Raw genomic sequence first — 24,640 nt, 5'->3', positions numbered from 1 at the left:
ATATTCCCATTTAAGAAGCGGTTTAGACATACAGGAGGGAGGGGTAGTGGATAGAAAATTGCAGGATGGCTTGATTGACTGTTCAACTGATAATGAAATAGTTTTTAAGGTATGCTGTGAAGAATGCAATAAAACACAGCTTGAAATCAGGAAAAGATTTTCCAAGGCAGGCATTACTCCCGAAAAAAAAGAAAAAATAATGTTTTATTATATTTTATATAAAAGAGAATGGGAAAAATTAAGGGATGATGCGATAAATAGATTAAATGAGCAGTTCAATATTTGCCCAATTTGTAAAAGAATGGTATGCGATAATTGCTTTCTTATATGTGATGAAGTTGATATGTGTAAGAGCTGCGCAAAGATTCTGGAAGAAAATGGCAAAAGCGTTTTAGAATTGGAATGATAAAATGGCATGATTTTACAGAGCTACCACATTAGAATGTGGTAGCTCTGTTTTACTATTATGAAAATCTTCCACTGGACATTTTATAGACCTCATCTGCCAAAGACATGGTGGATTTTCTATGTGAAACCAATACAATCGTTTTTCCGATACTTTCTTGTGAAAGCGATTTTAAGATAATGCCCCCATTTAAAACATTCGGATTGCTTGTAGGTTCATCTAAAAGCAGGAAATCACCATCATGCATTCCAAGTACTTTACCTTTTTATATCAAGTGACACATTATCAAGTATAATTTCACTGTAATAGGAGAATTTCATATCTTTCAACTTTGCACACTTAAACTGTATGCTCTCTCCTCCGGATACCACATTAACGGCAGGCTCTTCTTCAAGAAGTGAAAGTGATTATAATACCTCCTTTGCTGCTGTGACAGATCATATATCCACAAGTACATCAAATAGAGTGATAATATTATGCTCATAATATATTTAAAATAAATTTGTCGAATATACAGGATTTTAGTGCTATACTGTCAGTAAATTGTATTTTAATAAGAAAGATAAAGGTGAAGATATGAGTTTAAAAAATGATGAAAACAATATAAGTGAGTTAAATTCCGATGATAAGGGTGAAGAGTTGGAAATGACTCCTGAAAGAAAAGCCTATATAGAAAAATACGGCTCCGAAGATGGAGCTGCTCCGGGATGGGATGCTATTGATGTGGCATTAAAAAAAGTATATACTGATACAGTAGAAAGGCATTACGGTACGATTATAAAATATTTTTTGGGTGGTAAGGATCCTTTGGACGGAATAAGTATTTATGATAACCCGTCACAAGAGTTTCATCGCCATGTAGTCAGCTTTGGAATGTCTGAGCTTTATTATGCACCGGAAAGTGTAGGTAATGATTTCAGTCGCTGGGGATGTGAATTTACTATGAGACTTGTGCCATTTGAGGGTGATAAAGATGCGGAGAATCCGGATAGAAGTATTGCAAAACATGAGCCTTATTGGGCAATGAATCTTATGCAAAATATTGCAAGATATGTATATGAAACAGGAGAATATTTTGAAGCATATCATTTTATGCCTGCCAATTCACCGATTAGAATTGAAACCGATACAAAGCTTGTAGGGATTATCTTTGCTCCGGATCCACAGCTTGGAAGCATAGAAACAGAGCATGGCATAGTTGAGTTTTTACAAATGATTGGCATTACTCAAAGAGAGCTTGACTGGCTTTTTGAAAACCCTACTACAAAAAGAGGTAAAGAGTTGGTGGACAAGATCAGAGAGGATAACCCACTGCTGATTACAGACCTGAAAAGAAGTAAGGAATATGTATAAAGGAGAACATATGGACTTTGCATTTGATTATAATATTTTTAGGCTAATGTTCAATATGATGTTCTTTATAACAATTGGCATGTTTGCCTTTATAATTATAAAAAATATTAAGACATGGAATCAAAATAATCATTCTCCAAGGCTTGATGTTGAAGCGGAGGTTGTTTCAAAAAGAACTGATGTTTCTTTTAATAATCATATGGGTGGAAACGCCTCAATGGTTTTACCGGGACCTACTATCTATTATGCTGCGTTTCAAGTGGAAAGCGGTGATTGTATGGAATTTAAAATAAGCGGCACTGAATACGGACAATTAGCAATAAAAGATAGAGGGAAGCTTTCATTTCAGGGAAGTAGATTTTTGAGTTTTAACAGATATTTTTAAATATAATTTAATTATTTGTGTTTTTGAGACAGAGTAGAAAAAGCATGGCGGATACATACAATAGGATAGGAAAATATCATACGAGGACCTGAGTATCGCATAACTTCTTTTATCTTCTGTCTCATTTTAGCTGCATAGCAATGTACTTTACAGGTATTGCAAAAATTTTACCTTGATAAAGGCAGGGTAGTATATAATAACCCGGTTTTAATTATGCTTCATAAATATTATCAAAAATTTTCTTTTGATATTTTCTTTTTATAATTATATATAAAATCAATTCTGTAAGCAGATACACAAAACTGCAAATTACAGCCAGACCTGTATAGGAGGTTAATGTCAATTGATTTATAATACCTATAATTATCCATGATATAACAAGTGCCGTCATAAAGGGAAGAACGAAAAGCCATCTCAATGTACTTGCAAGTATATCCTTTAACTCGGCTTTGCTAAGTCCTATTTTTATCATAATACTGTATTTTTTACTTTCTTCATCCACAAATGAGTAAAGTCTTGAGTAGATAATACTTGCTATTCCTATTAAAAAAGATATACATAGTATACTTCCTACATAGGAAACCAGCCTTCTTGTAAGGTTTTCAATATCATAATAAAGACTGTAAGACATCAGACTTTCTTTCCCGTCTTCAAATCCTATAAGATTTTTTAGAGCCTCCAAATCTTTAATACTTCCATTTGTTAAATCGCTCTGTGTAAAAGCATATATTCTGTCTTTTACCAAAACCTGTGATAATGACTCATAGTTTTTATCGGAAACAACGGTAACACTTGTAAAATAACCGGATATTGAAATTATTTTTTTATCGAATCCTGCTTCCTTAGTGATGCCATAGCCCGAAATCAAATCTTTTATCGTATCGGATAAAACAGGATTTTTTTTGCCATCCACTCCTATAAGAAAATATTCATTATCCGAGAGATTTATCTTTTCTCTGTTTAAGAAATCAGCCACTTCATTATACATAGTATTGGATAAAATAATATGTCTTACTGTTCTTGCCTTGTTTTTAAGCTTGGAATAGGATATTGTAAGTTCCTTAAAGCCGCCTATAGATTTAAGTTCTTCTGATATCAGTTCAGCTTTCTTTGCACCCTTTACCTCATCTTCCCAGTTTGCATACATATATGAATAGGGCATTATCTTTTGCGTATCTTTTGATATACTAAGCGGTGCACCCACTATATATACAAAGGATGTCAGTATTATAGAAAATAATATCATAGAGGCTGCCATGGTCTTTATATTTGTATTTATTTTATACTTAAAATTACTTAACTTTATCAAATTATTTTTTATATAAATACGCCCGCTTTTTTCCATAAAAAAATTATAGATATTAAAAATCAGATTATAAATAAAGTATGAAAAACTTATACCGGCAAGTATTTCAAATATATAGATAAAGCCGGAAAAATTCTTTTGTATATGTAAATAAATTGTAATGGGCAATATAATAATAACCGCTATCAGTGAAAGCAGAAAATGATTTTTTTCAGCCAGTTCTTCTTTTTTTAAGAGGTCAATTATTTTTTTCTTTTTTAAAATCACAGGAGCAATCAATGATATAAGTAAAAATAATCCGCCCATTAAAAAAACAGTGAGTATCAGCGGTGTAAGTGGGAAATAAAAGTATAAATTTAATCCGTCTATCAGTGATTGTGCAATCATTAAAAATACTTTTGAAAAAACCAACCCCATTATTATTCCGATAAGCAGTGCAAATATTGAAATTATTATATTTTCAAAAAAAATCAGTGTATTAAACTGCCCGTTACTTGCACCTATAATATTCAGTATGGCAAATTGTTTACTTCTGTTTTTCAAAAAATTGCCCACGGAATATAAAATCAGTACAAAGGAAAAGAGCATGGATATTATACTTGCCATAAATAATATAATGCCTATAGTGCTTCCCGAATCCACTATTTTTAATGCCGGATGCATGGCAAGGTTTGAAAAGAGAAAGAAGATAAAAACAGAGAATACACAGCTTAAAAAATGATATAAATAAGTCTTAAAATCTCTTTTTATATTATTGTATGCAAAATTAAATAATGTCAATTTCATCACCTCCAAGTAAACTCATAGTGTTGAGTATTTCTCTTTTATAGTTTTTATCATCATTTCTGTTAATGATTTCCTGATAAATATTGCCGTCTTTTATGATATAGGTTTTATCTGAATATGATGCGATATTGGGATCATGGGTTACCATAATAATGGTTACATTCATGGATTCATTCAGTTTTTTAAAAAGCTTCATCACATCCTTTGCCGCCTTTGAGTCCAAATTACCGGTCGGTTCGTCTGCAAGCAGTATTGAAGGTTCATTTATTACAGCCCTTGCTATAGCTACTCTTTGAGCCTGTCCTCCTGATATTTCATAGGTTCTTTTATGAAGTAAATGGGAGATACCGAGAAGTTCACTGATTTCTTCAAGCTTTGTTTTCATTGTTTTAATATCAGCCTTATCAAGTGTAAGAGGAAGTATTATATTTTCTCCGACTGTCAAGGTATTTACTAAATTAAATTGCTGAAATACAAATCCCAGTTCTTTTCTCCTGAATGTTGAAAGCTGTTTGGAATTCATTTCATAGGGATTTTTACCCGCAATTAAAACCGAACCTGAGGTGGGCTTATCAATAGTGGATATAGTATTTAAAAAGGTACTTTTTCCGCTTCCGCTGGGGCCCATTATAGCAACAAACTCACCCTCACAAACTTCCATATTTATATTCTCCAGGGCTTTGAATGATATCTTTCCCTTATATATTTTTTCAAGATTTGAAACTTTTAATATCATATTTTACTCCAAAAATTTTAGTAGTAGTTTTAATAACCCTCTCCAAGGTTTATCAGATTAAGCATTTTATATACTTAAATGTATGCCATAATTTTAGCAGATGCAATATAAAATAAAAATCCGGTAATATTACAAAAGCTTACATTTTTGTAATATTACCGGTGTATGGATTTTATTAAAAAATAATGGTCATTGTTGTGCCGGCATTTATATTCGAGTTCACCTCTATTTTATGTCCCAGATATTCACTGACCTTTTTGACTATATAAAGTCCTATTCCGCTGGAATCGGCATTATTTCTTCCGTTTTTTCCTATATAGAACAGTTCAAAAATGTTTTTTAAATCAGCCGGCTCTATTCCTATACCATGGTCAATAATAGAGAGGTAAACTTTATCTTCATTTTTCCCTGCAATCACATTTACTGTTTGACCGATATTACTGTATTTTACCGCATTGGTGAGGAGCTGGTGAATAACTAATTTTAACCATTTGGAGTCTGAATACACATAGATATCATCATTTATATCAAGCCTCGGATATATCTGAGATGTTATAAAATAATCCTTTAAGCTATTGATACATTCCTTGCAAATACTCTTAAGAGCTACTTTTTCGGATACAAAATCATTTTTAAATTCATCCAAACGGTAAATATCAAGTATTTGATTCAGATTGTATTCCAAAGTATTTATATTTCTGCCTATCTTTTTATAATCATCCTCATCATTGTGATTTTCACAAATAAGCTTAAGCACTGACAGTGGTGTTTTCATCTGATGCACAAATCTGTATATCATAACCTTTTGCATTCTTTTATCCTGCTTTTGTGCTATTTCCTTATCGCTGTTAATTTTTATTATTTCTTCAATCATCAGATTATAATTTTTTTCGAGTTCACTTCTTGGCTCTTCAATCAAATAATCATTTAAAAGAGGACTTTTTAGTAAGAACTTTTCGTATATCCTCCCTGTTTTATAAAGCCTGGTTAAAATAAATAAGCTCAGAATAAAAAATACTAAGAATCCGAAATAGAAAATCTCATCAAACCATATCCCCTTAATAAAAAATAAGATACCAAAGAAAAATAATTGTGTCAGGAATACAATCAAATAAAGTAAAATATTGTCTGAAAAAAATAATTTTAAACTATCTTTATTTTTCATATTCCACCTTATAGCCCATACCCCTTACTGTTATTACCTGTAGTCCGGATTCCAGATCCTTAAGCTTCTTTCTTACCCTGCTGACAGTTACATTCAAGGTGTTTTCTTCTACAAACATATCACTGTCCCAGATTTCAGAAAGTATTTTTTCACGGCTTACCACATTTGGATAGCTCTCAAACAAGATACCTATTAATATCGCCTCGTTTTTTGCAAGATCAATCTGATTATCTCTGCATTTTAGTGTAAAGCGCAGCTTATTAAAGGAGCAGTCTCCAAGCTCAAGAGCAGATTCTCCTCCGGAGTATTCACCATAGGCTCTTCTAAGTTGAGAATTGATTTTTGCAAGTAAAAGTTCATAGGAGAACGGTTTTGTGACATAGTCATCACCTCCGCTCATAATTGCCCTGACCTGATCATAATCCTCGGTTCTTGCAGACATAAATATGATTGGAACCTTAGTCGCTTTTCTTATTTGACTACACCAGTAAAAACCGTCATAGTATGGGATATTGATATCAAGCAGGATTAAATTAGGGCTGTGTTTTTCAATAAATTTATCAATATTTTTAAAATCTTCACAAATAAAAACTTCAAAATCATATCTTATAAGATGTTCCCTTACAATATTTGCAAGATCTGAATCATCTTCAATCATACATATTTTAAATGTCATATTTTTATCCTTTAAATTTATTCTGTAAAATATTTTATAGTATAACATTTATCTACCTGTCAAGTTAATAGATATATGTTGAAGATTTTATAAAGGCTTCAAATTAAATAATATACGCAAATGAAAGTAGTTTTAAATATGTTATAATATATCAAATAAAAAGACATTTTTTATACAAATGGGGAGGTGTGTATGTATTATACGATTACATTAAATCCGGCTATAGATATGCTTACAAAGGTTGAAAACTTTGGACTTGGTAAGTTAAACAGAACCGGAGAATCTGATTACATTGTAGGAGGAAAGGGAATAAACATTTCTCTTTTACTTAAAAATATAGGAAAAGAAAGTAAGGCATTGGGATTTATTGCAGGATTTACAGGATATTTTATAAAAAATGAATTAAAGAAACATGGAATAGAATCTTATTTTGTTGAGACAAAGGGATTTACAAGAATCAATATAAAATTGACTACAGATACCGAGACTGAAATCAACTCTCAAAGCAGTAAGGTAAGTGCAGAAAATATAAAAGAGTTTTTTAATACGCTTGATACATTAAACAGTGAAGATACCGTTTTTTTATCAGGCAATATTATACCGGGTATGGATAGTGATGATTTTGTAAAGATAGCCGAGAAGGTAAGGCAAAAGGGTGCAAAGCTGGTTGTTGACAGCAATAAGGATATGGTCATTAATACTTTAAAATGCAAGCCTTTTATCGTTAAGCCCAATGAATTTGAACTGGGAGAAATGTTTGGAGCCAAGCTAAATTCCATCGAAGATATAAAAAAGTATGCAAGAAAGCTTCAGGAAATGGGTGCACAAAATGTACTTGTTTCAAGAGGAAGTAAGGGTGCAATACTTTTCACATCTACAGGTGAGATTCTTGGTGCAAATATCGCAAAGGGTAAGGTGGTTTCAACCATAGCGGCAGGTGACAGTATGCTTGCAATGTTTGTGGCAAAGTATGATGAGACCAAAGATTTTAAACTCAGTTTACAGTACGCATCAGCGGCAGGCGGCGCAACGTCATTTTCTGCAGGAGTAGGTAAAAAAGAACTTATAGAAGAACTTTTAGTACAAATAAAGGTTGAAGATGTACTGTAATTTTTAAATAGAATGGAGATAAGATGGAATTTAGAGCAATGAGAAGATTTAAGCAGCAGCTGTCAAAAGAGGAGTGCTTTGAAATACTTAAGAATGCACCAAGAGGGGTTATAGCTATGAACGGTGAGAACGGATATCCTTATGCCGTTACGATAAACCAATATTTTGATGAAACCGACGGCAGAATATATTTTCACGGTGCATTGCAGGGTCTTAAGGTAGATCTTTTGGGAAAAGATAACAAGGTATGTTTTACAACTACAGATGAGGGGCATATAGAAGAGGGAGACTGGGCAAATACATTCAAAAGTGTTGTGTGTCTTGGGCGTGTAGAGGAATTGAATGATAAGGAAAAGTTATATGATCAGTTGAGAAGACTTGCTAAGGGATTTTATCCAAGCCCGGAATCCATTGAAAAGGAAATTGAAAGCGCAGGCAGCAGAGTGAAAATGTATGTAATAAGTATTGATCATATGACCGGTAAACTGGTTCATGAAAAGTAAAGAGGTAGTATAGTGCCTTTTAAGATTATAAGAAATGATATAACAAAGGTAAAAGCGGATGCTATTGTAAATACGGTAAATCCTTACGGTTATATCGGACGTGGAGTTGAGGCCGCTATATATAATGCGGCAGGAAGCGAAGCGCTTTTAGAGGAAAGAAGAAAGATTGGAATTTTATATCCCGGGGATGTGGGTATTACACCTGCATTCAATCTTGATGCCAAATACATTATTCATGTAAGCGGCTCTGTTTGGAAGGACGGAAGAAGTAATGAACTCGCTTTACTTAGGCAGTGCTATGATAAAGCGTTGCATATGGCGGTTAAAAATAATTGTAAATCCATAGCATTTCCTTTACTTGCAACAGGTGCATACAGATTTCCGGAAGAAATCGGTGTAGCTATAGCTGTAGAAGCATTCACAGAATTTTTAAAAGAGTTTGAAATAGAAATATTTCTTGTAGTTTTCGGAAGTGATGCGGTACGGGTTTCGGGTACTCTTGTGGATAAAGTTACAGAGTTTATAGATGATGATTATGTAGCAGCGGCCAATGCTACAGAGTATCTGCCTGTGGATGAAGATTATGACACATATGAAGAAGATTATTATGATGAAGAAGAATATCTTGGTTACAAAGAGCTGCCATGCAGGAACCTGAATTTAAGAGAACATGAAGTGGGCGAAACTCAACCTGAGTATGGTCATTCTTCTTTAAACATACCGGATTTCTTGAGAAAGAGGAAGCCCCGGGATGTCACTGAATCGCTGGAGGATGCGTTAAAGAAGATATATACTGAATCTTTTGAAAAACATTTACAGCAGCTTATAAACAAGAAGGGATTAAAAAACTCTGAGGTTTACGCAACTTCAAATATTTCAAAGCAGTATTTTTCAAAGCTTTTAAAGGGAAAGGTAAAGCCTTCAAAGGAGAAAGTACTGGCACTTGCAGTCGGACTTAGGTTAAATATTGATGAGACTGTGGACTTTTTAAGAATTGCAGGATATGCACTTTCACCTATTTCACAGACCGACAAGGTGGTGGAATACTTTATAAAAAACAAAGATTACAATGTAATAAAAATAGATATCGTACTTTTTGATTTTGGATTGGAACCGCTTTCAAGTTAAATATAAAAGGTCGCCTTTGGGTTGACCTTTTTTTGCTTCAGTTAATGTATCATAAGCTTACAAAATAATTTTAAAGGAGAAACCTTATGAAAAAGACATTAACAGAAATAGTTTATATTTTGGACAGAAGCGGATCAATGAGCGGTCTTGAGGCCGATACTATCGGAGGCTTCAATTCAATGATTGAAAAGCAAAGACAGACAGGAGAAAGAGCATATGTATCAACAGTATTGTTTGATGATAGAACCGAGGTTATTCATGACAGAGTGCCGATTGAGAAAGTGGATAAGATAACAAATAAAGAGTACTTTGTAAGAGGATCTACAGCACTTTTGGATGCAGTAGGCGGCGCAATCAAACATATCATCAATATTCATAAATATGCAAGGGAAGAAGACAGACCTGATAAGACTATATTTGTTATTACAACAGACGGAATGGAAAATGCAAGCATAAATTATAACTACAAGCAGGTTAAGAAGATGATTGAAAAAGAGCAGAAAGAGTATGGCTGGGAATTTATCTTCATAGGCGCAAATATAGATGCATGTGCAGAAGCCGAGAGATTTGGGATACGAAAAGAAAGAGCTGTGAACTATATACATGATGATATAGGCACAAAGCTGATATATGAAGGAGTATCACAGGCTATGTGTGCTGCAATGAAAGCAGATTCCCCAATGGTTATGGAAGAGAGTTTATCTAATAATAGATGGAAAAAAGAAATAGTTTTTGATTATCTGAAACGCAAGAAATAAAATATAGTGGAGGATTAAAATTATGCCAATATATACGGTATTTGCCGGAGTAAACGGTGCAGGAAAGTCAACTTTGTATAGTACATTAATACAGGAAAATCATGATTTCGGTGTACGAGTAAATTCAGATGAAATCGTAATATCAAATGGTGGAGATTGGAGAAATAAATCCGATCAGGCTAAGGCAATGAAGATGGCCGTAAAGCTTATAAAAGACTGCATGAATAAAGGTATTTCATTCAATCAGGAAACCACATTGACGGGAAAAAGTATGATAAATAATATACTGAAGGCAAAGAGGCTTGGTTATAAGATAATTATGAACTATGTAGGACTTAGTAGTCCGGAATTAGCAATTCAAAGAGTTGCTCATAGAGTCAGTATGGGCGGACATGGTATTCCGGAGGAGGATATAAAAAGAAGATATTATGTTTCATTGTCAAAACTTAAGGAATTAATGTCGCTTATAGATGTATTATATATTTATGATAATTCAAAGCATATGAATTTGGTGGCTAAGACGATTGCAGGATACTGTACATTGCTTGATACTGACTGCTTGTGGTTGAATTCTTCGCACTTATTTGATAGATACACAAATGAATTCATGTTATAATGGAAGCTGTGCGGTACGGTAACATAGATATGTGAAGGTATAGCACAGAATAAAAATAAATTTAAGAGAGGTATATATCATATGAAGAAAATAGCAGGAGTTATTTTAACAGGAGTTTTACTCACAGTTGTAGGATGTTCAAACAATGCAAGTATGCAGGAGACTACAGCAAAGGAAACAGTGACAAGCAGTGTAGCTACAAGTGAAAAAGCGGGGGAAACTATGAAGGAAAGTGAGGAAGCTAAAAAAGACAGCTATACACATATAGATCAGGAAACTGCAAAACAGATGATGGCAAGTGAAGACGGACATATCATTGTCGATGTAAGAAGTAAGGATGAGTATGCAGCAGGACATATTCCGGGAGCTATATGTATACCAAATGAGAGTATAACAAATACTCAGCCTGCAGAGCTTCCTGACCTTGATCAGGTGATACTTGTGTATTGCAGAAGCGGAAACAGAAGCAGACAGGCATCACAGAAACTTGCAGATATGGGATATACAAATGTATATGAATTTGGCGGTATTAAGGACTGGACAGGAGAAACAGTAGCCGGTAATTAGTGTGTGAAACTGTGTATATAGAACTTTAAAAGGCACTGGTTAGAGGAGAGATTATGAGTACAAGTACATTGATAAAGACAAACAGCGGTATTACACAGGTATCACTGGAAGCAAAGTTTTTCAGTAAAAGATGTATAAATATCAATGGAGAAATAACAGATGAGCTGGCTGTTGATTTTACCGACAAGATATTGGAACTCAATCTGGAGTCAAACGAGCCTATTACAGTGCTTATAAACAGTCCGGGAGGAGAAATAAACAGCGGTCTTTTGATGTATGATGCAATAGTAGGCTCCAAAGCACCTGTAAGGATGATATGTAGGGGAAAAGCCTACAGCATGGGTGCGGTGCTTTTGGCATGTGCAGGCAAGAGATATATGCTTCCAAACAGCGAACTTATGCTGCATCAACCGATGCTTGGCGGAAGAGTATCAGGAAATGCTTCAAGTATCAAGAGTATTTCCGACAGCATGCTTGAAACGAAGAAGAAAATTAACAGTCTACTGGCAAAACATACGGGCAAGACTGAAGAAGAGATTGACAAAGCTACTGATTTTGATCATTATTTCTCACCTGATGAAGCAATTGCATTTAATCTATGTGATGAAATAATAGAGTTCTCAAAGGTCATTGAATTTGTAAAAGAAGCGGAGTGGTAATGAGAGATAAAAAAGGCAAGCAGATACAATCGCAAATTGACAGGGTGATTTTAGGCGAAGGCGAAGATTGTATATTTTCTACAGACAGTAATATAACCGGTATCAACAATAATATCCTGGTAGTCGGGGGTTCAGGTTCAGGTAAAACCCTTTCCATAACGGAGGCATTTCTTCTGGAATCATATAACAGAAATATCATTACTTCTGTAACAAAGAGAAGAATTGTAAATAAATATTTTTCATTATTGGAAGAAAGAGATTATAAGGTCTGGGATCTTGACTTTGTACATCCGGAAAACGGAAATATAGCTTATGATCCGCTTGATTTTATCAAGAGTTATCAGGATATAGTCTTTGTAGCCAAGAGCATTGTTACGGCAAATAAGAAAAAAGAAAGCAGCAATGCTGATCCGTTCTGGGATGAGGCGGCTACATCACTTTTTGCGGCATTTATATCCTATATACTGATGAAAAAAGATAATCCGAGCTTTATAGATGTTCTTGAGATGATCGATAAGCTTAGCTTTGAGGATGATACAAGCGAGATAAAGACTAATTATGATTACGATTTTTTATCGCTAGAAATGGCAAATCCTTTCAACTTCGCCACGGTTAACTGGAAATCTTTTAGGAGATTGCCTATAAAAACCGCAAGTTGTGTTTTCGGTACATTGAATACGGCCATCGGATATGTCTTTACACCGGAGCTTAGAAGAATGTTCAAGATGGAAAATAAGATAAGCTTTGAAAAGCTGGCAACGGAGAAGAGAGCATTGTTTGTGACTACCAGTCCGGTAAATCCAAGCTTAAACAGTTTTATAAATATGTTTTATGCACATATATTTAAAGAACTGTTTGAAATTGGAGAAAGACAGGCCGAAGGTATATTGACAAGACCTATTCATTTTCTGGCGGATGACTTTGCAACCGGATGTCCGGTACCTTTATTTGACCAATATATTTCAATATTCAGGGAAAAGGGTATCTCAGTGACACTTTTGATACAGTCGGAGTCACAATTGTCCTCACTTTATGGAAATGACAGTGCTACAACTATTATTAATAACTGTGATACATATGTCTATATGGGTTCGAATGATTTGGATACTGCAAGAAATATCGGAATGAGAGCCGGAATAATGACAGAGGATTGCCTGAATATGAAACTAGGAAATCAGATCATATTCAGAAGAGGCTCAAAACCTAAGTTTTCAAAAAGATATAATATCATGGAAAATGAACTGTATAAGAAGCTTACAAATAATATGAAAGAGCCGAAGTCATTTGAAGGATTTACACAAGAAAGAAGCTTATTTATAGAAGAGCTTAAAAACAGTATAAAGCCATATGAAACAGAGCCGTTTAAACCGAAGACATATAAAATAAAGCCAAGAGCTGAGATGGTGAAACTATATGGGGGAAAGGAAAATGGAAATGATGAAAATTTCGACGGCTTTTTTGAAGACAGTGATGACTTTTCTGAAGACAACGATGACTTTCCGGATTTTTTCTAAGTGTTAAAGATAAAATAAAAATATAGTGTGAGCAGGGAGAGTATTGATGAAAATAGCTGGTAATTTGATGAGGAAGATTTGTTTTACAAGAGACTGGGAGTTTATATATGAAGATTAAGAAAACCGGATATTTGCTTATTTTTATATGTGCCGCCATTCTTAGTATATACAGTTTTTCTTTATTGGCTGAAAAGACTTATATATTATTTGATATCGGTGAGATGGAAACAAAAATGCTTTATTTTGAACATATACTGCTATTTGTTATATTTTATCTGATATTAAGATTGGTGAAAAACAATTATATAAGACTTATAGGCATAGGGTTTTTTAGCCTGATATATATGATTTTACATCAGGCTGCCACAGCTTTTATTGTAGATTGTATTTTCCTTTTGGTGCTCATTTGGATTGGTGAAATAATACTTGTAACATCAAGAAAAAGCTGTGTGGAGGATAGCATTATAGTTCGCTATTTAAACAGCTTTAGCGCAGGAAGCCTTGCGTATATTATTTTTATATGTGTTCTTTCAGCACTTCATCTTGCTTCAAAAAAAGGAGTAAGATTTTTCACTCTTGGACTTGTAATGGTTGTTGTAATCACATATGTTTTGATGAGATTTTTCAAAATAATAGTACCATTAGTAAAGAATAATACAGAAAAAACATCAAAATTTGAAAATAAAAATTTTTTCTGTATTGGTTCTGCAATATCACTTTCAGCAATACTGTTGCAGATTGGAAGAATCAATATTACATTGGATTATGATTCTTTAAGGTACGGACTTAGAAGCTTGTCGGTACTTGTAGGAAATACCGGAATATATGACAATCTGGGAACTGTAAACGATGTATATGTCTATCCGAAAGGACTTGAGATACTTACACTTGCACTTAATACAAAGAAAAGCTTCGGATTTGTACTGAGTTTTTCTTATATATGTGCAATAATGGTACTTTTTACGGTATTTGAGATAGTAAAAGTCTGCAGCGAAAAAAGGACTGATAAGTCATGGCTTGCAGTAGTACTGGTATCAGTGACACCTGCAATTATGAATATGGGGCTGTCGGCAAAGACTGATATGATCACATTATTAATGCAGCTTATATCAATACTGAATATGTGCCTGTATGTAAAAAAAAGACATAGTTACTACATTACATTTGCATTGATAGCCTTGCTTGCAAGCATTATATATAAGCCTACAAGTCTTTTGTTCAGCTTAGGAATAGGCATTGCAAATATTATTTACCTTGTTACAGATTTTATAAAGAATAAAAATAAAATCAAAAATTTATTCAAATTTGCCTACCTGTCAGTTCTTCCTATAGCTGCAATAGTACTTGTATATGCAAGAACATATATACTTACCGGACATATTATTACTTCGGTATATTCTTCTATATGGTATAAGCTTGGAATAGAGACAAAATATCCTTATACTATCGGAGATTATAGAAGTGCCGGTATGAATATGTCATCAGGTGAGAGTGTAGATATATTTTACAGATTATTCCAGCTTTTCATATCACCTACAAATGAGACACATATTTATATAGCCTCACCTACTGTATTAATAACTGTATTATTTATAATTCTGTTTGTATTTACTGTAAGATACTGCATTAAGAATAAGAGTAATAAAGATATATTTACATATATAATGATTATTCTCGGAGTAGATACTGCGGTCAGTCTGATCAGCTTATTTATATTAAATCAGGTAGACGGCAATTATTTCATATTGTTGTTTGCTTTGGTTATCATTACGGTTTGCTTTTTGGTTGAAGAAACAGGTGTTAAGAATTTATTTTATTCATTGACACCATGCATAGTATTTTCACTTCTTATAACGGGTGTTACAAACTGGGCAGGTATCAGAGGACTGACAGAAAATCCGAAGAATATGAGAGAACTTGGAGTCTATAATCACCATGACAGATATATCGACAAAGAAGTGTTGGGAAACACAGACAGCAACTTTGTAGATGTATATATGGATTTGATGAAATTGGGCAATCCAAGAACACTATTATTGTCAGAGGACAATTTACTTAAAATATTAAGTGCGGATATAAGGACTTATACAGATATTACAGGAAGCGGAGGTAATTCAGCGGTTGTAAAAACACTTGATAATTTTAAGGATTATCTGCATTATGCGGATATAAAATATATCTGTGTTGAAGATGAGTATCTGGAAGGCAGAGAAAGAGCTGCAGATGTTGTAAGATACTTGTTGGAGGATGGAAGTACCGAGGTTTATAAAGATTATGGAGATGTAATACTTTATAAAGTGATGATAAATTAAAAAATGTGCAAGTTTTAGGGCTTGCACACTTTTTTTACCATATACCAAGTATATGCTGCATTATAAGACTTACTGTGGTAATACCTACCCAGCATATACCGCCAAGTATAATAGGCTTGCCACCTGATTTGATAAGCTTAATAAGATTACTGTTCAGCCCGATTGCAGCCATTGCCATAATGATACAGAATTTACTGAAATCCTTTAAAGGAGCGAATGAATGTGAAGGCACACCTGCACTTAGAGCAACAGTAGTGATAACGGATGCAATAATAAAAAATATTATAAACATCGGAAATGATCTTTTAAGGCTGAAACCGTTCTGATTATCATTTGACTTTTTTGCATTGATTATTGCAAGTACCAAAGTAATGGGAATGATTGCGAGAGTTCTGGTAAGCTTTACCGTAACAGCCTTATCAAGAGTTTGAGTGCCGAGACTCCACATACTGTCCCAAGTGGAGGCGGCAGCGGTAACGGATGAAGTGTCATTTATCGCAGTTCCGGAGAATATTCCGAAAGCCTCTCCGCTTAGAGTATCAAAGCCGATCATCTTGCCAAAAACAGGAAAGAGTAGGGCAGCCAATACATTGAAAAAGAAAATAACGGATATTGCCTGTGCCACCTCATCATCATCGGCATTTATTACAGGTGCTGTTGCCGCTATGGCGGAACCTCCGCATATGGAAGAACCTACTCCCACAAGAGTTGAGATATTTCCGGGTATATTCATCAGCTTATGTAAGATAAAGGCAATGATCAGTGCGGTGGATATCGTGCATATGATTATAGGGAGTGACTGTCTGCCGGTTTGAAGTACAACGCTTAGATTAAGGCCGAACCCAAGAAAAACCACAGCCGCCTGCAAAACATATTTTGAAGTGAACTTTATTCCGGTACCTGCCCTACCCTTATCATTCCAAAAAAGTGTAATAATCATACCGGAAATAATCGCAATCACCGGCCCGCCAATTATAGGAAATCTCTTCCCCAGAAACCACGCCGGCAAGGCAATAATAAAGCATATAAGCATACCGAAAAAGTTTTTTGATAAGAAAGATTTTATTGAATTCATATTAATGTCCTTTCTGAATTTTATAGTATGATTATAGTACAATGAGGGGAGAAAATCTAATGGAGAGAAGAAATAAAAAAATCTTTTTAGTTAGATATTTACATTTTAAAAATAGTAGGCTATAATCAAAATAAATTAACTCCCATTTTCAAGTTTATTGTTATATGGAGTAATGTAAAGTTTTCAAGTTTATTGTATCTTTACATAATTAACATAGAATCGTTCCAGACTGGAAATTATTTTGCAAAAAGGAGGAGTATGAAATATATTGTAAAATTGGAACTGAAAAACCCTGTAATAAAAAGTGATTACAGGAGGATAATCATCAGCTTTTTTAAAAAGGCAATATCATCATATATGGACGGATACTTCTATGAAGAGCTGTATCAAAGCGGTGCAAAGAAGAAGTCTTTTGTGTGGTCAATAGCTTTTAATAAGCCGGTATTCAAAGGTGAAAAAATGGAACTTGAGGGTAATGAAGTAAATATGACCTTGAAGTTTGAAGAACAACAGACAGCACTGATTTATTATTCAAGCTTGCTTATGATGAAAAATAAGGCTTTTCCGATAGGAGATAATAATGAGATGAGCCTTAAAAGCATTAAGATGGTAAGTGAAAAGGATATAGCAGAGGACTATGCCGTATTTAAAGTTTTGTCTCCTATATGTTTGAAATGCCATAGCAGAGAAAATAATAAGGACAGATATCTAACAGTTGAAGACTGTGATTTTGCAGTAGAATTGGAAAGAAAATTAAAAGAAGATATTCAGTATATGGATGAAGAAATTGATAATCTGAAGTTTGACTTAAGCAGTCTAAAAAAAATTATAGTACCTGTATACGGGATTAAAATACCTGTAACCATAGGAAGCTTTATAGTTTCAGGGGATAAAAGAATTCTTAATCATATACTTAAAATCGGACTGGGATCAAAGCGAAATTCCGGATTCGGGCTGGTGGAACAGGTTGTCTAAGGGGGGATTATGATTAGTAAACTAGAATTTGAAGAAAATTCTGTCAACTACAACCGTAGAATTGAACCTTCGGACTGGAGATACTCTGCTGCTATTGTCGGTATGGTAAGATTTTTTAAAGACAGAAATATACCATATATTATAAAGGGTAGGTACCTTTATTACAATTTTGAGGATGTATGTAATGATGGAAAAGATTTCGAGGGGGACAGGGAATATCTTTTATTTGCTGAAAAATGGTTCTCTGATAAGATGCATCATAATGTGGTTTATAAAAGATTGTGTCGGGATCAGTTTACAGAAGAGACAATAAAAGAAGTAAATGAGAAACTCTCAGCCAATACTGTGATGAAGAAAGTTTTTAAAGGTATTAAATTTGACGGTACAAATGCTGAAATTATTAAACACTTGGTTGATGACAATAGACTTGAACTTATAAGTAATACATTTTGTAATTCTACAAGTGGATATAGGAAGTTTATCAATACTTCAAAATACAGGAGTGAAAGTGCGGATGTATGTCGTCTACTTGGGTTTTGTGTAGATACAGGAAGAAAAACTAAATCAATAGGTTTTTGTTTTGATAAGGATTCAAGAACTTTTAACGATGAAGTGGAATTCGATTTTATACCTTTTGCTTTCTCAAGAAGCGGAAGTTCCGTATTTATAAATAATAATACATCCATAGACTATCTTTTAAAAGCCAATGATGAGATGGAGTATTTTCTTTCAGAGAAATTTGAAGAACAAAAAACATGGAATTCTGTATTTTACAGCTATTCTGAAGGTGCCGGTTTTATAGATTACGATGTTGAAGTAATAATAAAAAATACTGAAACAGATTATTACGAGAGTATGTTTGTAAGACAGAATGCAATCACAATTTTTGAAACAATATCAAAGGACAGTGAGTTTTCAGAATCTTTGAAGAATGTTTTTAAAAGATATGTGAAGGTAAATGAAAATTATTATATCAATGTAATGGGGGAGGTTACGAACAGTATACTAAATGAGCTCAGTCTGGATGATTTGATAGAAAGACTGATGAAAGTGGAGTATAACACGGATTCAAATACTCCTGATACTTACTGTCTAAGCCGTCTCATTTACATTAATAAAATTATATACGAAACAAGGGAGGGAAATATGGAAAAAACACCGGAGTTTAAGGGCTCAAGTGCAGCCGCATCACAGGTAGTACAATATTTTATTACAAACAGGCAGGAAAATAAAATCAAAGGCTATCAGCAGAGACTTGCAAACACATTGATTTCAAAAGATTATGGTCGCTTTATTGAGATAATGTTACAGTTGTCATCATATACAGAGGTACCTTTCGTATTTATGCATAAGCTGATACAGGACTTTGAGGCAAACAAAAATTTGGCATATAATTTTATAAATTCGCTTATTGTAAGCAGTAAAAGAAAAGATGATACTCAAGAGGGAGGAAAGAGTAATGAAAAATAAGGCTTTAACTTTAACAGTGGTAGCAAGTATGACTTCAAACTATGGAGAGGGACTTGGAAATGTAGGAAGTGTTCAGAAGGTATATAAGAACGGCAAGGCCTATGCTATACGTTCAAGAGAAAGTATGAAAAATGCCATCATGGTACAGAGTGGTCTTTATGATGATTTAAAAGTGGAGCAGGATGGGAAAGTTGATCAAAAGGCTGTATCAAAGGATATCAATGTAGCAAATAACAGAGCCTTAGAGGGCGGCTATATGAGTACTATAGGTGACAGAAAGATCAGAAGAAGTTCATTTTATCTTACAGATGCCATTTCATTTTATCCATTTGTAAATGAAACAAGATTTCACAACAATCTCTATCTTGCACAGACATTTGCTAAGGAAAACGGGATAAATATTCAGGAAAAAGCTGCAAATGCCGGACTTATGCCCTATCAATATGAATATGATAAGTCCTTAAAAAGATATAGTATAACCATTGATTTGGATAAGGTCGGAATTGATGAAAACTATGATACAAAGGCTGAAAAGGGAGAAAGGGCATATAGAGTAAAGGCTCTTCTTAATGCAATAAAAAATCTGTCTATGGTTGTTAGAGGAAATATGGACAATGCGGAGCCTATATTTGTAGTAGGTGGTATAGGAGATAAAAAGACTCACTATTTTGAAAATGTGGTTCATATAGAAGCAAACAAACTGAAGATAGAAGAAGATTTAAAAGCTAAGCTTAAAGAGGGATACAGAGCTGCTTTGTTAAAAGGCTACAACTTCGAAAATGAGAATGAAATAGAAGCCGAACTTAATGCAGGTTCTGTAGATGAATTCTTTGCAAACTTGAGCAAAGAGGTGGACGAATATTATGAAAGCATTGAGAATTAAACTTAGACAAAATCAAGCTTCATATACGAGAGAGGAAACAGTCAACAATCGTATGACCTATCCGCTTCCTTCGTTTTCAACAATTATAGGTGCCTTGCACAATGCCTGCGGTTATACTTCCTACCATGATATGAAAGTAAGCGTGCAGGGTAAGTACAGAAATATGCAAAGGGAGCTTTATGTAAATCATGCACTTCTTAATAACCTGGAAGATGATAGAAGTATACTGATATATAGTCAAAATCCTGACGCATTAAATACAGGTTTTATTAAAGTTGCAGAGGCACTAAAATCTCAGGGAAACAGTTTTAAAGATAAAAAGACTATACAGATATTCGATGAAGATAAGCTGGAAGAATATATTAATATAAAAAATATTGCCGTCGAATTAAGAACTGAGAAAAAAAAGCAAATTGATGATAAAGAAAAGGCATGGAAGGAAGAAAAAAAGCTTATAAAGTATAGACTGAGTAAATTAGAGGCAAAATCTGATGAAGCTTTGGAACTAAAAAAAACTATTGATGAAAAAGATTTGGAAATAAAAGGGCTGAAAGCTGATTATAAGAAAGAACTTTTTCAAAAAGTGGATGAACCTTTAAGCCATTTTAAGACTTTGACTAAAAGTGTACAGACTCAGGAAGTGCTATATGATGTTGAACTGGTTATTCATATAAGTGCCGAAGAAGAGGTGTTAAAGGATATAGTGGAAAATCAAAACAATTTGGTTTCACTTGGCAGGAGTGAGGATTTTATAGAACTTTTAGAGATAAAGGAAGTTGAACTTAGCCAAGGTATAGATGATGAGTATGAATTATCTGACGGATATTCCATGTATGTAAATATTGATTGTATAAACATAGAAAATCCTGAAGAAGGGGATTACTTTCTTGCAAGAGAAGGCACAAAAAAGCCTGCAAAGGGTACTATATACTATGTGTCAAAGGACTATAAAATAGAAGGGAAAAAACGAGTGTTTAATAAAATACCCTGTCTGTTTTCTTCAATTATAGGAATAGGGGGAGATACAAAAAATTATATATTTGATTCTGACGGAAAGTATATAGTAAATTTAAATTAAAATATTTATATCAGTATTAAGGGTAAAACTATGAATTATAAAAAAGTTATATATAATACTCCGGTAGGAGGAGTTTACTCGGAAATATATTATTTTGATTCTAATTTGAATAATGTTGATGAAGAAAATGCGTCAAAGTGTATTATTCGAGAATGTAAATCTGATGGGATATTAGTTAAAGAAACTTTTGGGTTTTGTAATGAAGATAATAAATTATTATAAGTGGATTTGATTCATTTATTCTGATATTTGGACTTAAGCTTAAATGAATATAATAAGCTTAGGTCCATTTTTAGGCATAAAAAGGGAGGAATGAGATGGAAATAAAGGATGAATTGGCAGAAATTTATAAAAAATATAAAGCAAAAGAAAATGAAACAATTTATGAGCATACAAAAAATCTGCTCTCTAAACTTGAAGAATTAAAAGAAATAGTTGCTATAGAAGATATTGATTTGATTGCGGAGGCTTGTATATTCCATGACTTTGCAAAAGTAAATCCGTTATTTCAAAGAAGACTTGAAGCAGGGAAAAAACTGGATGAAAACGAAGAGATAGGGCATAATATTCTTTCTTTTTATATGGCAAAGAACTACCTTGAACAATACAGCAAAGAAGATAGGAATATAATCTTATATGCGATATTAAATCATCATAATTATGTTGATAATTTTGAGACTGTAGATAAAAAACAGGATTTGATAAGTGCTAATTTAAAATCCATATCTACTGAAGTATTTAAAGATGATGAGATAAATTTTTTTAAAAATATAGGTTTAAGAGAATTGGCGGTAATTAGAAAGCTAAGAATGAATCCGTCCAAAAGGTCCATACTTGTAAAAGGCTTTTTACATAAATGTGATTATGCGGCAAGTGCACATAGTAAAATAGATATGCCAAATATACATTTGGAAAGCAGACTTGAAAAGCTGAAAGAAGATTTTGTCAGTAAGGGTGTATCAGACGGTTGGAATAAAATGCAGAGATTTGCAAGGGATAATAAAGATAGTAATATAATCTTGATAGGTTCTACCGGACTTGGAAAAACAGAGGCTTCTCTTTTGTGGATAGGAAATAATAAGGGTTTTTATGTGCTTCCTTTAAAAACTGCAATCAATGCAATGTATAGAAGAATTAGGAATACTTTATATAAAGATGACTATACTGAAAATCTTGGGTTGCTTCATGGTGAACTTGAAAATATATATTTAGAAGATGAAAGTCAGGGAACATTAAGCAGTGAAACTGAGGAAAGCATGAAATTTTGGGAGTATTATGGACTTACCCGTGCTATGTCACTGCCGGTAACAATAACTACTCCGGATCAGGTATTCAGATTTGCTTTTAAATATTGCTCATATGAATTACAACTTGCCACTTACAGCTATTCAAAAATGGTTATAGATGAGATACAGGCATATTCACCTGATATATTGGCTACCCTTATATATTCTTTGCAACTTATAGATATGGTGGGAGGTAAGTTTGCAATTACTACAGCGACATTGCCGCCTTTTATAAAAGATTTATTACAAGAGGATATAGATAAAAAAATAGAGTATAAAGAAGATATTTTTTTGAATAATAAGATAAGACATAGAGTAAGCCTAAGACACAGTGCTATCAATATAGATGATATTAAAGATTTTATAGAGGATAAATATCATCAGGAAAGTATGAAACTTTTGGTTGTGGTAAACACAGTAACAAAAGCACAAAGTATTTACAGAGAAATTAAGTCATGGCTTGATGAAAATGATATTGAGATAGAGATGAACTTGCTACATTCAAAATTTACAGTACAGCATCGCAGTGAGAAAGAGGATGCTATATTAAAAGATGGCGAAAGCAAATGTAAAAAAAGAGTTATTTGGATTTCCACACAGGTAGTTGAGGCAAGTCTTGATATAGACTTTGACTATTTATTTACAGAATTATCGGATTTAAGTTCTCTGTTACAAAGACTTGGAAGATGCAACAGAAAAGGATTAAAGTCTGTAGATGAATTTAACTCCTATGTATATCTTGATATAGATGAAAATTTACTTATAAAGCACAGTGATAAGAATGCCTATGCATCAAGTGGGATTATATATAAATCTTTGTATGAACTCAGTAAGGCGGCATTGCTTGAATGGGAGAGTGAAAATAATACAGGGCTATTTTCCGAGGCGGATAAAAACAGGCTGATTGAGAATTATTTTACTAAGAAAAAGATAGAGGAATACGACAAGATGTATAGCAGCATTTTTACCGAATATCTTAGCGAATACAAAAGGATGTATAAGCATCTTGTGGATATAATACCTGATTCAAAGAATGCTAAAGAAGTAATAAAGGAATTTAGAAATATAATCAGTAGAAGAGTTATTCCACAGTCAATATATGAAGATAAACAGGAGAATATTATTGAAATAATTGATGAAATTGAAGAAAAAAGAAAACTTATAGGAAGGACAAAAAGTACAGCAGAAAAACAGAAACTAAGAGTAGATATACTTCGCTTAAAAAATGAGTTTAGAAAGTTCACTTTAAATATAAGTCTAAGAGAACTGGATAAGGATAAAGACTATTGTGTGGTGGATAATGAGAAAATTATTATTTCTACACGAGTTTATAATAAAGAGTATGGAATAATAAAAGAAAAAGAGGGTAGTGGGAGCATATTTTTATGATGCATGAAAAGGTGACGGGGGTAATGATATATTATTATTTTGTATGCAGGAGGAAACTCTGGCTGTTCAATAATGATATATCTATGGAAGATGAGAATGAGCTTGTACAGATAGGGAAATTTATAGATAATGACTCATATTCATCCGAAAGAAAACATATAATGATAAATGAGGAGATAAATATAGATTTTGCCGAGAGTCGAGGCGTAATTCATGAAATCAAGAAGAGCAGAAAAATTGAAGATGCTTCTGTTTGGCAGCTTAAATATTATTTGTATTATTTAAAGCAATACGGTGTGGAAAATATTGAGGCAAAGCTTGATTATCCATTGCTAAAAAAGACTGTAGATGTGAGTTTGGCAGAGCAGGATGAAAAAAAGATGACGGAAATACTTGATAATATTAAAGAGATAATTCAATCAGAAGATATACCGGAATGTTTAAACAATAATATCTGCAAGAAATGTGCATATTTTGATTTGTGCATGATATAGGGAAAGGGGG

At 33.4% G+C, this 24,640-nt stretch carries 25 protein-coding genes and 1 pseudogene; 19 read left to right on the top strand and 7 right to left on the bottom strand.

Features of this window, described 5'->3' with window-relative positions:
* Positions 1 to 46 precede the first annotated feature (46 nt).
* Positions 47 to 406, top strand: a complete 360-nt coding sequence (locus EHV10_RS01565; RefSeq protein ID WP_128673116.1) for a hypothetical protein — start codon at positions 47 to 49, stop codon at positions 404 to 406.
* A 58-nt stretch (positions 407 to 464) separates the two neighbouring features.
* On the opposite strand, the pseudogene EHV10_RS15485 reads toward EHV10_RS01565, so the two are convergent.
* Positions 465 to 653, bottom strand: a pseudogene (locus EHV10_RS15485) (ABC transporter ATP-binding protein); the annotation flags it as partial.
* A gap of 329 nt (positions 654 to 982) precedes the next feature.
* On the opposite strand from EHV10_RS15485, the gene EHV10_RS01555 reads away from it, so the two are divergent.
* Together EHV10_RS01555 and EHV10_RS01550 are read left to right on the top strand one after the other, a co-directional pair.
* Positions 983 to 1,759, top strand: a complete 777-nt coding sequence (locus EHV10_RS01555) for a suppressor of fused domain protein (RefSeq protein WP_207667112.1) — start codon at positions 983 to 985, stop codon at positions 1,757 to 1,759.
* 10 nt (positions 1,760 to 1,769) lie between these two features.
* On the top strand, positions 1,770 to 2,144 hold the full coding sequence (locus tag EHV10_RS01550) for a DUF2500 domain-containing protein (RefSeq protein ID WP_128673115.1): 375 nt from the start codon (positions 1,770 to 1,772) through the stop codon (positions 2,142 to 2,144).
* 11 nt (positions 2,145 to 2,155) lie between these two features.
* On the opposite strand, the gene EHV10_RS15315 is transcribed toward EHV10_RS01550, so the two are convergent.
* The 5 genes from EHV10_RS15315 to EHV10_RS01525 form a co-directional block, all read right to left on the bottom strand.
* Positions 2,156 to 2,269, bottom strand: a complete 114-nt coding sequence (locus tag EHV10_RS15315) for a nitrous oxide-stimulated promoter family protein (protein WP_128673114.1) — start codon at positions 2,267 to 2,269, stop codon at positions 2,156 to 2,158.
* An 86-nt stretch (positions 2,270 to 2,355) separates the two neighbouring features.
* Entirely contained in the window at positions 2,356 to 4,236 is a 1,881-nt protein-coding gene (locus EHV10_RS01540) for an FtsX-like permease family protein (RefSeq protein ID WP_243116036.1), read from the bottom strand.
* Positions 4,217 to 4,972, bottom strand: a complete 756-nt coding sequence (locus EHV10_RS01535; RefSeq protein WP_128673113.1) for an ABC transporter ATP-binding protein — start codon at positions 4,970 to 4,972, stop codon at positions 4,217 to 4,219. The genes EHV10_RS01540 and EHV10_RS01535 overlap by 20 nt, the downstream gene beginning before the upstream one ends.
* 175 nt (positions 4,973 to 5,147) lie before the next feature.
* Entirely contained in the window at positions 5,148 to 6,137 is a 990-nt protein-coding gene (locus EHV10_RS01530; protein ID WP_128673112.1) for a sensor histidine kinase, read from the bottom strand.
* Positions 6,127 to 6,813, bottom strand: a complete 687-nt coding sequence (locus EHV10_RS01525; RefSeq protein ID WP_128673111.1) for a response regulator transcription factor — start codon at positions 6,811 to 6,813, stop codon at positions 6,127 to 6,129. The genes EHV10_RS01530 and EHV10_RS01525 overlap by 11 nt, the downstream gene beginning before the upstream one ends.
* A 192-nt stretch (positions 6,814 to 7,005) precedes the next feature.
* Between EHV10_RS01525 and pfkB the strand changes: the two genes are divergently transcribed.
* The 9 genes from pfkB to EHV10_RS01480 all read left to right on the top strand — a co-directional run bounded on the left by pfkB (position 7,006) and on the right by EHV10_RS01480 (position 15,980).
* Entirely contained in the window at positions 7,006 to 7,923 is a 918-nt protein-coding gene (gene pfkB / locus EHV10_RS01520) for a 1-phosphofructokinase (RefSeq protein WP_128673110.1), read from the top strand.
* 23 nt (positions 7,924 to 7,946) lie between these two features.
* A complete protein-coding gene (locus EHV10_RS01515) occupies positions 7,947 to 8,426 on the top strand; it encodes a pyridoxamine 5'-phosphate oxidase family protein (RefSeq protein WP_128673109.1) in 480 nt (159 codons plus the stop codon).
* Positions 8,427 to 8,438: 12 nt separating this feature from the next.
* Positions 8,439 to 9,554: a macro domain-containing protein gene (locus tag EHV10_RS01510; protein WP_128673108.1), complete on the top strand. Its 1,116-nt coding sequence runs from the start codon at positions 8,439 to 8,441 to the stop codon at positions 9,552 to 9,554.
* Between the two features lie 86 nt (positions 9,555 to 9,640).
* Positions 9,641 to 10,312: a vWA domain-containing protein gene (locus tag EHV10_RS01505; RefSeq protein WP_128673107.1), complete on the top strand. Its 672-nt coding sequence runs from the start codon at positions 9,641 to 9,643 to the stop codon at positions 10,310 to 10,312.
* 22 nt (positions 10,313 to 10,334) lie between these two features.
* The gene (locus EHV10_RS01500) at positions 10,335 to 10,928 is read left to right on the top strand and encodes a zeta toxin family protein (protein WP_128673106.1); all 594 of its coding nucleotides are present in this window, start codon (positions 10,335 to 10,337) and stop codon (positions 10,926 to 10,928) included.
* A gap of 81 nt (positions 10,929 to 11,009) precedes the next feature.
* A complete protein-coding gene (locus EHV10_RS01495) occupies positions 11,010 to 11,495 on the top strand; it encodes a rhodanese-like domain-containing protein (protein WP_128673105.1) in 486 nt (161 codons plus the stop codon).
* A gap of 53 nt (positions 11,496 to 11,548) precedes the next feature.
* Positions 11,549 to 12,154 (top strand): ClpP family protease, encoded by a 606-nt coding sequence (locus EHV10_RS01490; RefSeq protein ID WP_128673104.1) that lies wholly within the window; start codon positions 11,549 to 11,551, stop codon positions 12,152 to 12,154.
* Complete coding sequence (locus EHV10_RS01485; protein ID WP_128673103.1) at positions 12,154 to 13,668, top strand: type IV secretory system conjugative DNA transfer family protein; 1,515 nt, start codon at positions 12,154 to 12,156, stop codon at positions 13,666 to 13,668. Before EHV10_RS01490 ends, EHV10_RS01485 begins: the two co-directional genes overlap by 1 nt.
* A 107-nt stretch (positions 13,669 to 13,775) precedes the next feature.
* Entirely contained in the window at positions 13,776 to 15,980 is a 2,205-nt protein-coding gene (locus EHV10_RS01480) for a beta-carotene 15,15'-monooxygenase (RefSeq protein ID WP_128673102.1), read from the top strand.
* Between the two features lie 34 nt (positions 15,981 to 16,014).
* Here the strand turns inward: EHV10_RS01480 and EHV10_RS01475 are convergent, their stop codons facing one another.
* On the bottom strand, positions 16,015 to 17,055 hold the full coding sequence (locus EHV10_RS01475) for a YeiH family protein (RefSeq protein ID WP_128673101.1): 1,041 nt from the start codon (positions 17,053 to 17,055) through the stop codon (positions 16,015 to 16,017).
* 258 nt (positions 17,056 to 17,313) lie between these two features.
* On the opposite strand from EHV10_RS01475, the gene cas6 reads away from it, so the two are divergent.
* The 7 genes from cas6 (at position 17,314) to EHV10_RS01440 (ending at position 24,630) form a co-directional block, all read left to right on the top strand.
* Complete coding sequence (gene cas6, locus EHV10_RS01470) at positions 17,314 to 18,030, top strand: CRISPR-associated endoribonuclease Cas6 (RefSeq protein ID WP_128673100.1); 717 nt, start codon at positions 17,314 to 17,316, stop codon at positions 18,028 to 18,030.
* A gap of 9 nt (positions 18,031 to 18,039) precedes the next feature.
* Complete coding sequence (gene cas8a1, locus EHV10_RS01465) at positions 18,040 to 19,500, top strand: type I CRISPR-associated protein Cas8a1/Csx8 (protein ID WP_128673099.1); 1,461 nt, start codon at positions 18,040 to 18,042, stop codon at positions 19,498 to 19,500.
* Positions 19,490 to 20,383 carry a type I-B CRISPR-associated protein Cas7/Cst2/DevR gene (cas7i, locus tag EHV10_RS01460; RefSeq protein ID WP_128673098.1) on the top strand — a complete coding sequence of 298 codons (894 nt, stop codon included), beginning with the start codon at positions 19,490 to 19,492 and terminating at the stop codon, positions 20,381 to 20,383. The genes cas8a1 and cas7i overlap by 11 nt, the downstream gene beginning before the upstream one ends.
* Entirely contained in the window at positions 20,364 to 21,461 is a 1,098-nt protein-coding gene (gene cas5 / locus EHV10_RS01455; RefSeq protein WP_128673097.1) for a CRISPR-associated protein Cas5, read from the top strand. Before cas7i ends, cas5 begins: the two co-directional genes overlap by 20 nt.
* A 30-nt stretch (positions 21,462 to 21,491) precedes the next feature.
* The gene (locus tag EHV10_RS01450; protein WP_128673096.1) at positions 21,492 to 21,683 is read left to right on the top strand and encodes a hypothetical protein; all 192 of its coding nucleotides are present in this window, start codon (positions 21,492 to 21,494) and stop codon (positions 21,681 to 21,683) included.
* Positions 21,684 to 21,778: 95 nt separating this feature from the next.
* Positions 21,779 to 24,136: a CRISPR-associated helicase Cas3' gene (cas3, locus tag EHV10_RS01445; RefSeq protein WP_128673095.1), complete on the top strand. Its 2,358-nt coding sequence runs from the start codon at positions 21,779 to 21,781 to the stop codon at positions 24,134 to 24,136.
* Entirely contained in the window at positions 24,133 to 24,630 is a 498-nt protein-coding gene (locus tag EHV10_RS01440; protein WP_128673094.1) for a CRISPR-associated protein Cas4, read from the top strand. The genes cas3 and EHV10_RS01440 overlap by 4 nt, the downstream gene beginning before the upstream one ends.
* The last annotated feature ends 10 nt before the right edge of the window (positions 24,631 to 24,640 follow it).

This window comes from Lachnoanaerobaculum gingivalis, from assembly GCF_003862475.1.
Taxonomy (GTDB): Bacteria; Bacillota; Clostridia; order Lachnospirales; family Lachnospiraceae; genus Lachnoanaerobaculum; species Lachnoanaerobaculum gingivalis.
Note: the sequence above shows the minus strand (reverse complement) of the source record. Positions and strands in the feature narration are given on the sequence as shown.